The 11922-nt window shown below is 73.1% G+C and carries 10 protein-coding genes; 4 read left to right on the plus strand and 6 right to left on the minus strand.

Annotation, left to right across the window (positions count from 1 at the left end):
* Positions 1-30 precede the first annotated feature (30 nt).
* Both ACFYZS_RS35515 and ACFYZS_RS35520 read left to right on the plus strand, forming a co-directional pair.
* A complete protein-coding gene (locus ACFYZS_RS35515; RefSeq protein ID WP_389022114.1) occupies positions 31-2559 on the plus strand; it encodes a discoidin domain-containing protein in 2529 nt (842 codons plus the stop codon).
* A gap of 135 nt (positions 2560-2694) precedes the next feature.
* On the plus strand, positions 2695-4296 hold the full coding sequence (locus ACFYZS_RS35520) for a serine/threonine-protein kinase (RefSeq protein WP_389022117.1): 1602 nt from the start codon (positions 2695-2697) through the stop codon (positions 4294-4296).
* 24 nt (positions 4297-4320) lie between these two features.
* Here the strand turns inward: ACFYZS_RS35520 and ACFYZS_RS35525 are convergent, their stop codons facing one another.
* The 3 genes from ACFYZS_RS35525 to ACFYZS_RS35535 are packed head-to-tail and all read right to left on the minus strand — an operon-like array spanning position 4321 to position 6800.
* On the minus strand, positions 4321-5196 hold the full coding sequence (locus ACFYZS_RS35525; RefSeq protein ID WP_389022120.1) for an alpha/beta fold hydrolase: 876 nt from the start codon (positions 5194-5196) through the stop codon (positions 4321-4323).
* Positions 5193-5930: a TetR/AcrR family transcriptional regulator C-terminal domain-containing protein gene (locus tag ACFYZS_RS35530; protein ID WP_389022123.1), complete on the minus strand. Its 738-nt coding sequence runs from the start codon at positions 5928-5930 to the stop codon at positions 5193-5195. Before ACFYZS_RS35530 ends, ACFYZS_RS35525 begins: the two co-directional genes overlap by 4 nt.
* 12 nt (positions 5931-5942) lie before the next feature.
* A complete protein-coding gene (locus tag ACFYZS_RS35535) occupies positions 5943-6800 on the minus strand; it encodes a class II aldolase/adducin family protein (RefSeq protein WP_389022125.1) in 858 nt (285 codons plus the stop codon).
* Between the two features lie 159 nt (positions 6801-6959).
* Here ACFYZS_RS35535 and ACFYZS_RS35540 point away from each other — a divergent pair, with 159 nt between their 5' ends.
* Together ACFYZS_RS35540 and ACFYZS_RS35545 are read left to right on the plus strand one after the other, a co-directional pair.
* Positions 6960-7580 (plus strand): GNAT family N-acetyltransferase, encoded by a 621-nt coding sequence (locus ACFYZS_RS35540; protein WP_389022199.1) that lies wholly within the window; start codon positions 6960-6962, stop codon positions 7578-7580.
* Between the two features lie 274 nt (positions 7581-7854).
* Positions 7855-8961: a sugar ABC transporter substrate-binding protein gene (locus ACFYZS_RS35545; RefSeq protein WP_389022128.1), complete on the plus strand. Its 1107-nt coding sequence runs from the start codon at positions 7855-7857 to the stop codon at positions 8959-8961.
* Between the two features lie 70 nt (positions 8962-9031).
* Here the strand turns inward: ACFYZS_RS35545 and ACFYZS_RS35550 are convergent, their stop codons facing one another.
* Genes ACFYZS_RS35550 through ACFYZS_RS35560 form a run of 3 tightly spaced genes read right to left on the minus strand, consistent with a single transcriptional unit; the run spans position 9032 to position 11905 of the window.
* A complete protein-coding gene (locus tag ACFYZS_RS35550; RefSeq protein WP_389022131.1) occupies positions 9032-10507 on the minus strand; it encodes an ATP-binding protein in 1476 nt (491 codons plus the stop codon).
* Between the two features lies 1 nt (position 10508).
* Positions 10509-11240: a response regulator transcription factor gene (locus ACFYZS_RS35555; protein WP_389022134.1), complete on the minus strand. Its 732-nt coding sequence runs from the start codon at positions 11238-11240 to the stop codon at positions 10509-10511.
* Between the two features lie 23 nt (positions 11241-11263).
* On the minus strand, positions 11264-11905 hold the full coding sequence (locus ACFYZS_RS35560; protein WP_389022137.1) for a hypothetical protein: 642 nt from the start codon (positions 11903-11905) through the stop codon (positions 11264-11266).
* Positions 11906-11922 lie beyond the last annotated feature (17 nt).

Genomic DNA, 11922 nt, shown 5'->3' on the forward strand with positions numbered 1-11922 from the left:
AGGCGACGCTTCCTCGCCTTCCCACGCGTCTTGCGCCGATCCCACCTGCTCATGGCCTTCGGCCTCGGTTCGCTGCTGATCGGTCTGATGCCCTGGCTCGGCGTCGGCGGGCCGGCGGCTGCCGGGAGGGCCCCCGCGCCCCGGCCCGCGCCCGTTCCCTTCGACCAGCAGACCGCGCGGCAGTCGCCGCACCACGGCGTCGCGCCGGCCGGCGCCATGGAGCCCACGGCCCCGGTCCTCGACCGGACCGGCTGGACGGCCACGGCCGGTGACGAGGAGACGAGCGGTGAGAACGGCCGCGCCGCCAACGTCCTCGACGGCAACACCGGCACCATCTGGCACAGCAAGTGGACCGGCACCCCCGCCCCCCTGCCCCACACCATCACCATCGACATGCACCGCACCGTCGTCGTCTCCGCGCTCGTCTACCTCCCGCGCGCAGACGGAGCCAACGGCCGCGTCGGCGAGTACGGCATCAGCGTCAGTACGGACGGACAGGACTGGGCGGCGGCGAGCCCCGTCGCCACGGGCACGCTCGCGGACGACGGCAGCGCCAAGACGCTCGGGTTCGCCCCGCAGGGGGCCCGGTTCGTCCGGCTGACCGCGCTCACCGAGGCCGGCGGCCGCGGCCCCTGGACCTCCGCCGCCGAGATCAACCTGCTCGGCGACCCCGGCACCCCGGCAGCCACCGTCGACCTGCCCCGCACCGGCTGGACGGCCACGGCAAGTGACGAGGAGACGAGCGGTGAGAACGGCCGCGCCGCCAACGTCCTCGACGGCGACGCCGCCACCCTCTGGCACAGCAAGTGGTCGGGCACCCCGACCCCCCTGCCGCACAGCATCACCATCGACATGCACCGCACGGCGGCCGTCTCCGCGCTCGTCTACCACCCCCGCCTGGACTGGGCCAACGGCCGGGCGGGCGCCTACACCATCGCCACCAGCACCGACGGCACGGCCTTCGGCACACCGGTCGCCGCGGGCACCTGGCGCGACGACGACACCGTCAAGACCGCCACCTTCGTCCGCACCGAGACCGCGCGCTACATACGGCTGACCGTGACCACCGAGGCCGGCGCCCGCGGCCCGTGGACCTCGGCCGGCGAAATACGCCTGAGCGGACCGGCCAGCCCGGCCGCCCACGGCTCCTGGGACCGGATCACCGGCTTCCCCCTGGTGCCCGTGGCCACCGCCGCCCTCCCCGGCGACAAGCTGCTCGCCTGGTCCGCGTACGCCGTCGACCGCTTCGGCGGCAGCAACGGCTACACCCAGACCGCGATCCTGGACCTCAAGACCGGCAAGGTCACGCAGCGCCGCATCGACAACACCGGCCACGACATGTTCTGTCCCGGCATAGCGATGCTGGCCGACGGCCGCGTACTCGTCACCGGCGGAAGCAACGCCGAGAAGGCGAGCATCTACGACCCGGCCACCGACACGTGGTCCGCCACCGCCAGCATGAACATCGCCCGCGGCTACCAGGCCATGACCCTGCTCTCCACCGGAGAGGCCTTCGTCCTCGGGGGATCCTGGAGCGGGACCGCGAACACCGACAAGGCCGCCGAGGCCTGGTCGCCGGACACCCGTACGTGGCGAAAGCTCCCCGGAGTCCCGGCCGCCCCGGCCCTGACCGCCGACCCGGCCGGACCCTACCGGGCCGACAACCACATGTGGCTGTACGCCACTTCGGGCGGCAAGGTACTCCAGCTGGGCCCGAGCAGGCAGATGAACTGGATCTCCACCGGCGGCCAGGGGGGCATCACCCCCGCCGGCACCCGGGCCGACAGCCAGGACGCCATGACCGGCAACGCCGTCGCGTACGACATCGGCAAACTGCTGACCCTCGGCGGCTCGCCCGCGTACGAGAAGACACCGGCCACGCAGCGCGCGTACACGGTGGACGTCTCGGGCGGCCAGACGGTGCGGGCCGCCCGTACCGGGGACATGGAGCACGCCCGCGCCTTCGGCAACAGTGTGGTCCTGCCCGACGGCAAGGTGGCCGTCTTCGGCGGACAGGCCTATCCGGTGCCCTTCAGCGACGCGACCTCGGTGCTCGCCCCCGAGCTGTGGGACCCGGCGACCGGCCGCTTCAGCCCGCTCGCGACCATGGCCATCCCGCGCAACTACCACAGCGTGGCCAACCTGCTGCCGGACGGGCGGATCTTCTCGGGCGGCGGCGGCCTGTGCGGCGACTGCGCGACCAACCACGCGGACGGCGCCGTCTTCACCCCGCCGTACCTGCTGAACGCGGACGGATCCCCCAAGCCCCGTCCCGTCATCACCGGGGGAGTGCCCTCCAGGGCGGCCCCCGGCACCTCGCTCACGGTGAGCACCCAGGCCCCGGTGGCCTCGTTCGTCCTGATGCGGGCCGCGGCCGCGACCCACTCCACGGACAACGACCAGAGGAGGGTTCCGCTCGCCTCCACCGCCACGGGATCCGGCTCCTACACGGTGTCCGTGCCGGCGGACACCGGTGTGGTCCTGCCGGGGAACTACATGCTCTTCGCCCTCGACGCCCAAGGCGTCCCGAGCGTCGCCAGGTTCGTCACCATCTCCTGAATGCCGCGAGCGGTGTCCGGCGGCCGCGGAGCCGACCGGACACCGCTCGCGGTGCACACCCGTCCGATAAGTTGGCCCACTGGACGGTCCGTTCGCAGCGGACCGGTGCAACGTTCGTGGGGGACGGGGGAGTCCGTGGAGTCTTTGCGGCCTGGTGACCTGCCGGAGATCGGCGGGTACCGCCTGCTGGCGCGGCTCGGCGAGGGCGGAATGGGCGAGGTGTTCCTGGCCCGGACCCCCTCCGGCCGGCCGCTGGCCCTCAAGACCGTGCACCGGGAGCTGAGCCTGGAGCCGGACTTCGCCGAACGGTTCGCGCGGGAGATACGCACCAACGACCGCGTACGCAGCCCGTGGACGGTCTCGGTGGTGGACTTCAGCCCGCCGGGAGCGCTGCCGCAGTGGCTGGCGACCGAGTACGTCGCCGCGCCGTCGCTCGGCGACTGGGTGCGCGGGTACGGGCCGCTGCCGGAACCCGCCGTGTGGTGCCTGGCCCGGGAGCTGTCGGCCGCGCTGGTGACCGTACGGGCGGCGGGCGTCGTGCACCGCGACATCAAGCCGGCGAACGTACTTCTCGGCCCCGAGCGGCCCTACCTCATCGACTTCGGCATCGCCCGCGCCGTCCGCGACCCCCGCCACACGCAGACGGGTGCGGTGATCGGCACGCCCGGCTTCCTCGCGCCGGAGCAGGCGACCGGCGCCGTGGCCCAGGCGCCCGCCGACGTGTTCTCGCTGGCCGCCGTCCTCGTGTACGCGGCGACCGGCAGCGGTCCGTTCCTGACGGGCGGAGAGGAGCTGTCGCTGCCGGCCCTGCTGTACCGGATCGTGCACGACGAGCCCGTGCTGGAGGGGGTGCCGCAGTCGCTGCTCGCCCTGGTACGGGAGTGCCTGGCCAAGGACCCGGCCGCGCGGCCGACGGCCGAGGAGGTACGGGCACGGCTCGGCGCGGCGGAGGAGGGGGACTGGAGCGCGGCGGTGCCGCAGACCCTGATCGCGGAGGCCGGCCGCCGCGAGGCCGAACTCCGGCGGCTGCTGGGCGCGGGGCAGCCGCCGGCCGTCGCTCCGGCGGGGACCGGCACCGCGCCGATTCCCCCGCCACCGCCGTTCGCCCCGGTTCCCGTGGCGAACGGGGCCGGGACCGGCGCGGGGGCCGGGGCCGCGGCCGGCTCGGGCTCCCGGGGGCGCCCGGTGTTCGTGGCGGCCGCCGGTGCCGCCGTACTCACCGCGGCCGTCACGCTCGTGATCGTGCTGGCGAAGGGCGGTGACGACGGTCACGGGGGCGGGTCCGCCGCCTCGCCCCCGCCGTCGTCGCCCTCGTCCTCCGCGGCGCCGGTCGCCGGATCCCTGCCGCAGGCATGGGTCGGATCGTGGTCCGGCACCGGGCCGGGGACACCGGACGCGGACGGGATCACCCGGGCGCGGACGGGCGGGTTCGCGGTCACGGTCACGCTGAACGCCGGATCCGCGGGCGAGATCGTGGGCAAGCAGGTCAGCAACGTCAAGGAGGCCTCGTCCGGGCGCGATCTGGGCTGCACGGAGGCCCTCAAACTCCAGCAGATCAAGGGGGACACCGCGGTCTTCGCGGCGGTGACCAGTCATCCGACCGATCGGGCGGCCTCGTTCGACTGCCCCCAGGGCAACCTCTACGTGCTGAAGATGGAGTCCGCGGACCGGCTGACGCTCGAATCGGAAGGCGCCCAGTCGGCCGGAGCCCCGGCGGCCCTGACCCGCACGCCCTGAATCCCGTTCGTTCCGCCGGGCGCTTCAGGGCGTCAAGAACGCGACCAGGGCCGCCGCCACCGCCTCCGGGTCCTCAAGCTGGGGGTAGTGCCCGACGGCCGGCGGGCCCGTCAGCTCCACGACGTGGGCGTCCGGCAGGCGACCCCGGATCCGGGCCAGCACGTGGGCGCCGCTGATCGGGTCGGCGGGGCCCCACACGAACAGCGTCGGCCCGGCGAAGTCCTCCAGCGCCGAGACCCACCGGGCACGGTGCACACGGCGCTCGTCGATGTAGCGCAGCAGGCGCGGGGCGAGGCGGTGGCCGCCGGCGCGGGAGGCGGACATCCACAGGTCGTGCAGGTCCCCTTCATGGAGAGGCCGGCCCAGCACGGTGCGCAGGGTCGCCCCGAAGCGGCGCTCGGTGGTGAACGGCGCCACGAGCGGGCCGAGGGGGCCGTGCAGCAGGCGCTGGATCGGCACGGGGCGGTGCAGATCGGGGTAGAGGCCGCCGTTCAGCCAGGCCATGCGGGTGATCCGGGCCGGGTCGCGGGCCAGCAGCTCCTGACCGACGCTCACCCCGTAGTCGTGCGCGACCACGGCCGTGGCGCCGATTCCGCACCGCCGCCAGACCTCCTCGACCAGCGAGGCCTGGTCGAGCACCGCATAGCGGTGGCGCCGGGGCTTGTCGCTCTCCCCGAAACCGAGCAGGTCGAGCGTCGTCACCCGCAATCCGGCCGCGGCGAGCACCGGTACCACTGCGGCCCAGTCGTGGGACGAGGTCGGGAACCCGTGGACGAGGGTGACGGGTGGGCCCTGCGGCGGCCCGTCCTGGCGTACGAAGACGCGGTGCCCGCCGATCCGCTCCGTACCGCCGCCTTCGGTCCACCGGTGCAGCGGTGGCAGGGCGCGTTCGCCGCTCATGCGCGGGCCTCCTCGGAGTGGCGGTGGTCCAGCCCGTACAGCAGGGTCCGCAGGCCGAACTCGAACTCGGCATCGGAATCGAGGGAGTTGAACAGCTCGGCGTGGCGGTGGACGGACGGGTGGGTGAGAGGGGAGAGGGAGCCGAACAGCTCGGTCATCGCGGCGCGCTGTCCGGCGGTCCGGGCGGCGCCGCCCGAGTCGAGCACGGCGGCGCCGATCACGAAGTGGGTGACCGTGAGGTAGACGTGGACGGCCGACCGCGGTCCCCACCCGTGGGCGAGGAGCTGCCCGAGGGCGTGCTCACGGGCCCGCAGGGCGTTGGGGCCCAGCAACTGCCCGGCGGTCAGCAGGGGGACGACCGCCGGGTGCGCCGCGAGGACCCGGCGGAACTCCAGCGCCCCCCGCTCCAGCCCGGCCCGCCAGTCCCCGCGCAGTTCGGGCAGCATGATCTCGCCCAGCATGTGGTCGACGGTCTCGATGAGGAGCTCCTCCCGGCTCGCGACGTGCCGGTAGAGGGAGGTGTGGCGGACCTGGAGGCGCTCGCCGAGCCGGCGCATCGTGAGCGCCTCCAGGCCCTCCTGGTCGGCCAGTTCGAGCGCGCCCGCCGTGATCCGGTCGAGCGTGAGCCCGCCCTCGCGCGGCCTGCGCCGGTCGCGTTCGGCGTAGCGGGCCTGCCACCAGGCGGGTGATCCGGCCTTCGCGGAGGCCGGCTCGGTTTCGTGCGGGAGCGTCATGGGCGGGGGAGCCTACTCGAAGAGGTCGGGTTCCGTGCGGACGGTCTCGTCCCACAGCGGCTGGAAGGAGAACCACCCGGCGAGCGGGAACCCGGTCTGGTCCCTGGTGTACCGGGCGGATTCGGGGTCGATCAGGTGCGGGGTGCCCGCGGCCTCGGCCAGCAGCTGCGCCTGGGCGCTGCGCTCCATGGAGATGAACCACCAGGCAGCCTCGTCGACCGATTCGCCGACCGTGAAGATGCCGTGGTTCTGATGGATGACGGCCTTGTGCGGCCCCAGCCCCGCGGCGAGCCGTCGGCCGGCCTCCTCCTCGACCACCACGGCGCCGGCGCCGTCCCGGTGCACGGTGTGCTGTTCGTACACGGCGCAGGCGTCCTGTGTGATCGGGTCCAGCGGGCGCCCGAGGCTGGAGAAGGCCTTGCCGTGGACGGCATGGGCGTGGCAGGCGGCGACCACGTCGGGGCGGGCCGCGTGGATCGCGGAGTGGATCACGAATCCGGCTCGGTTGACGGGCCGCCTGCCGTGGCGGACCTGTCCTTCGTGGTCGACGAGGATGAGGTCGCTGACGCGGACGTGCCGGAAGGACATGCCGAACGGGTTCACCCAGAACATGTCGGTGTACTCCGGGTCCCGCACGGTGATGTGTCCCGCGACCCCTTCGGAGAAGCCGAGGCGGCCGAAGACGCGGCAGGCGCCGGCGAGCCGCTGCTTGCGGTGCTCGCGCTCCTCGGCGGGGTCGGTGAACACGGGCGGCAGCGGCAGCTCGAGGTTCTCCTGACGGGGGACGAAGGCGCTGCCGCGCCACCCGCTCCCACCCTCGGCAGGGCCTGCCTCCGGGTCCGTCGCGTCGTTTCCGTGGGTGTCCGCCATAGGGTCCATGTCCCGCCTCACTCGATGATGCGTCCAGTGGACGCATATTTTGCGTCCGCTGGACGCATCACGCAAGAGGTCCGCGCCTGCGGCCGCCTGGCCCGGGGTCTGCGGCCACCCGGCACCCCGGTCGGAGCCTTCAAGATCATCGGGTGCAGAATGGCCCGTATGTCGATAACAAACACGCCTAAAACGGCGACGATTGACGACACGTCACTGATCGGGCGGACCCTCGCCCTCGCCTTCGACGACGACCCGATGATGCGCTGGTTCTTCCCCGAGGAGGCCGCGCGGGCGGCGGGGCTGGGCCGGTACTTCAGCACGATCTTCACCCGGCAGTACGTGCAGCACGGCGTCTGTGAGTACACGGGCGCGGCAGCCGCCTTCTGGGTTCCGCCGGGCGCGCAGGACAAGGCCGTCCCGGACGCCGAGACCATCGGGGAACTCTCGGGGATCCTGGGCGACCGGGCTCCGCTGTTCCGGCAGGCCGCGGAGGCGGCCGCCGGGGAGGGGCCGCAGGAGCCGCACTGGTACCTGGCGGTGATCGGCGCGGATCCCGCCGCCCAGGGCCAGGGCCACGGGGCCGCGCTCCTGCGCTCGGGGCTCGCCAGGGCCGACGCGGCCGGCCTGCCGGTCTACCTGGAATCCTCCAAGCCGGCCAACCTCCCCTTCTACGAGCACTTCGGCTTCACCGTGCTCGGCGAGGTCCAACTCCCGGGCGGCGGCCCGACGCTCTGGCCGATGCGCCGCGAGCCCGCCGCGCGGCCCGCCGGCGCCTGAGGGCCTTCACGACGGGAGGGGCGCCGCGGACCCGCGCGCGGCGCCCCTCGGAATATCGGCTCTTTGCCGGCTCCAGCCTCTTCATGACTTGAACTCTCGCGGTGGCGGCAATCGTGTGGAAAAGGCTGGCTAATCACCGAATTACGCCGAAGCGGAGCGTGATGGCAACGTTGCCATCTCGTTAATAGTTCACTTCTTGACGGGGGTGTCGGCGCCGAGTTGACTGCCCCTACCTCGGCCGAAAGGACACGGCCTGCTCAGGGAGGTTTACGTCGTGAACACGCATCTCGGTCGGGTCGTCGTTGCCGTCACGGCTGCCGCGGCATCCGTCTCGCTCACCGCCTGCGGCAGTACGGAGGGCGCCGACGCGGGATCCGGCGGCTCCGCCAAGAGCGAGGCCATCAAGGTCGGCCTCCTGCTCCCGGAGGACCAGACGGCGCGCTACGAGAAGTTCGACAAGCCGCTGATCGAGAAGGAAATAGCCAAATTCACGCGTAATAAAGGCCAAGTGGTCTACGCCAATGCCAAGCAGGATGCGGCCGCCCAGAACGCCCAGGTCGACGAGATGATCACCCGCAAGGTGAATGTCCTCATCATCGACGCGGTCGACGCGAAGGCAATCGCCGGCGCGGTCAAGAAGGCCAAGGACGCCGGTATTCCGGTCATCGCCTACGACCGTCTCGCCGAGGGACCGATCGACGCCTACACCTCCTTCGACAACGAAGACGTCGGCAAGGTCCAGGCCAAGGCCCTGCTGGAGGCGCTCGGCGACAAGGCCAAGGACGGCCAGATCGTCATGATGAACGGCTCCGTCACCGACCCGAACGCCAAGGGCTTCAAGTCCGGTGCGCACTTCGTCCTCGACGGCAAGGTGACCGTCGGCAAGGAGTACGACACCAAGGAATGGAAGCCGGAGAACGCCAACGCCAACATGGCGGCCGCCCTCTCCGCGCTCGGCAAGGGCAAGGTCGCCGGCGTCTACTCCGCCAACGACGGCATGGCGGGCGGCATCATCAGCGCCCTCAAGGCCGCCGGGGTCTCCCCCCTGCCCCCGGTCACCGGCCAGGACGCGGAACTCGCCGGCGTACAGCGGATCGTGGCGGGCGAGCAGTACATGACCGTCTACAAGAGCTACGCCCCCGAGGCCGCGGCCGCCGCGGAGATGGCCGTCGCCCTCGCCCAGGGCGAGAAGATCGACGGACTGATCAACCAGATCGTGGACAGTCCGACCACCAAGGGCGTGCCCTCCGTGCTCGTCCCCGGCGTGGCCGTGACCAAGAGCAACATCAGGGCGACCGTGGTCGACGACGGCGTCTACACCATCGCCGAGATCTGCACCGACAGGTACAAGGCCGCGTGCGACGAGCTCGGGCTGAAGTAGCCCGAAGCGCAGTGGGGCACGGCCGAGCGGCCCGAACCGGAAAGGAACCGGCCGCGGACCGGCCGCGCGGTCAGTGGCCGGCGGACTCCAGGCGGACGCGGAACAGCGCTCCGCCGCCCGGCGAGGTCTCCAGCTCCAGTACGCCGCCATGGGCCCGTACGAGCGCCGAGGCGATCGCCAGGCCGAGCCCCGCCCCGCCGCCCGCCTGCCGGCTCCGGGAGGCGTCCACCCGGTAGAACCTCTCGAAGACCCGGGCCGCCTGCTCCGGCGTGAGACCCGGCCCGGCGTCGGCCACCTCGATCACCGCGCCCTCGCCCGCGCTCCCCACCCCGATGCGCACCGCAGAGCCCGCCGGCGTGTGGGCGACGGCGTTGCCGACCAGGTTGGCGACCACCTGGCGCAGCCGCGCCTCGTCGCCGAACACCGGAGCGGGGCCGGGCAGGCCGACACCGCCCGGCCCGGTCAGGACCACCTCGCGCGCCGAATCCAGCGCCCGGGTGTCGTGCAGGGCGTCCACCGCGAGGGTGCGCAGGTCCATCGGCGCCAGCTCCAGCGGACGCTGCTCGTCCATGCGGACCAGGGTCAGCAGGTCCTCCACCAGACCGCTGAGCCGCACCGCCTCGCTCTCGATCCGGGCCATGGTCCGCTTCACGTCCGCCTCGTCGGCGAGCGCGCCCATCCGGTACAGCTCCGCGAAGCCCCGGATACCGGCCAGCGGCGTGCGCAGTTCGTGACTGGCGTCGGCGACGAAGCGCCGCATCTGCTCCTCCGACGCGGCCCGGACCGCGAAAGCCGACTCGATCTGCGCGAGCATGCCGTTGAGCGCGCTGGTCAGCCGTCCCGTCTCGGTACGCGGCGAGGCGTCCGGCATCCGGTGCGACAGCGGGCGCCCCGCCGAGATCTCCGCCGCGGTCTCCTCGATCCGCCGCAGCGGGCGCAGCCCGGCCCGTACCGCGAACCACCCGGCGGCGGCGAGCAGCAGCGACACCGCGACGCCGATGAGTTCGAAGGCGGTGGCCAGGTGGTCGAGGGTGGACGACACGTCGTCCAGCGGAGCCGCGACCACCACTCCGGCCGGCAGCGCCGGATCGTCGCTGCCGACGGGCACGATCAGCACCCACCAGGTGCCGTCGCCGTGGTCGCTCGGGACCTCGAACGCCCGCCCGAGCCTGTCCCGCAGCCGCGCCCCGTCCATCGCCGGCCACAGCGGGCGCGGGTCCCCCGCCGCCACCGGCTCCCGGAACTGGTCGGTCACCCTGCCGTCGGCATCGGCGAACGCCACCACGTACTGGCTCGGCAGCCAGGCCCGCCCCGGCCCGCCGCCCGGCCGGCCCGGGTGCGGCTGCGGGGTGCCCTCGGCCCGGACCCGGTACGCGACGGAGTCCCCGTACCGTTCGAGCTGCCGGTCCACCCGCCCCACCAACTGCGCGCGCACCGAGCCGAGGACGACGGTGTCGCTGACGGCCAGTCCGAGCGCGACCAGGACGATCGAGAGCAGCACGAGCCGCGCGCGCAGCGAGAGGTTCGCCGGTCGGGGCTTCGCCATGTCAGCCCTGCGGGCGGCGCAGGACGTACCCGATGCCGCGCACGGTGTGGATGAGCTTGACGGCGCCGTCCGCACCCGAGTCCACCTTGCGGCGCACGTACGAGATGTACGACTCGACGATGCTGTGGTCGCCGCCGAAGTCGTACGCCCACACGTGCTCCAGGATCTGCGCCTTGGAGACGACCCGGTCGGCGTGGGTCATCAGGTACGCGAGCAGTTTGAACTCGGTGGGGGAGAGGGAGACGGGCCGGCCGCCGCGCAGCACCTGGTGGCCCACCGGGTCCAGCTCGAGGTCGCCCGCGACCAGGCGGCCCTCGCCCGTCGGCGCGCCGGTGCGGCGCAGGATGGCGCGGATCCGGGCGATCAGCTCCTCCAGGCTGAACGGCTTGGTGACGTAGTCGTCGCCGCCGGCCGTGAGTCCGCTGATCTTGTCGTCGACGCCGTCCTTCGCGGTGAGGAAGAGCACCGGCAGGTGGTCCGCCCCGGATCCGCTGCCGACCGCCTCGCGCAGCCGGCGTACGACGGCGAACCCGCTGATGTCGGGCAGCATCACGTCGAGCAGCACCAGGTCGGGCCGCTCCTTGGCGATGGCCGCCAGCGCGTCGGCGCCGTTCCCCGCCGAGGTGACCCGGAATCCGACGAACCGCAGCGAGGCGGACAGCAGCTCCCGGATGTTCGGCTCGTCGTCGACGACGAGCAGGCGCGCCTCGGGCGTCGCCGTCTCCCTGTCCAAAGGGGGTTCCCTCCCTCTCGCGCTCAGCCCCGGCCACCGCCTCCGCCTGCGAATCCGCCCCCGTCGCCCTGGGCGACGGTCGTCGCCGCGAGGTCGCCGGCAGGGGTCCGGCTGCCGCGCACGGTGACGCTCTGACCGGGCTGGAGGTCGGACACCTTGCCGCTCTCGGCCTGGGTGATCCGGGTACGGGTGTCGGTGGTGACCTTGACGACGTTGCCCTGGGCGTCGGTGACGTAGAGGGTGGTGCCGTCGACGAGCTTCACCGTACCGGTGGTCACTCCGCCCCCGGCGCCTGGGCCGCCCGTCGCCCCGCCGAAGCCCTGCCGCCCGCCGTTCTGCCCGCTCCCGGCCCCGCCCGTACGTCCTTGTCCGCCCGCCCCGGCCGCGGAGTTCCGGCCCGCGGACCCGGCCCCGGACGAGCCCCGGAGGTGGCCCTTCTCGACCAGGACGCCCCCGGTGAACGCGAGCCCGGCCACCACGCCGCCCGAGAGCACCAGCGTCAGCCAGGGCAGCCGCGGCCGGGGCGGTGCGGCGAGCTCCGCCGAGATGTCCCGGGTGTCCGGGGGCTCGGCGAGGATCCCCTCGGGATCGCCGGCGGCGAATGGCGCGTACCGGTCGTCTTCCGCCTCGGGCCGCTTCTCCGGTTCGGTGCGGCGTCGTGCCATGTCTGCTTCTCCCTCTT

The organism is Streptomyces sp. NPDC001903 (assembly GCF_042891345.1).
In the GTDB taxonomy this organism is placed as follows: domain Bacteria; phylum Actinomycetota; class Actinomycetes; order Streptomycetales; family Streptomycetaceae; genus Streptomyces.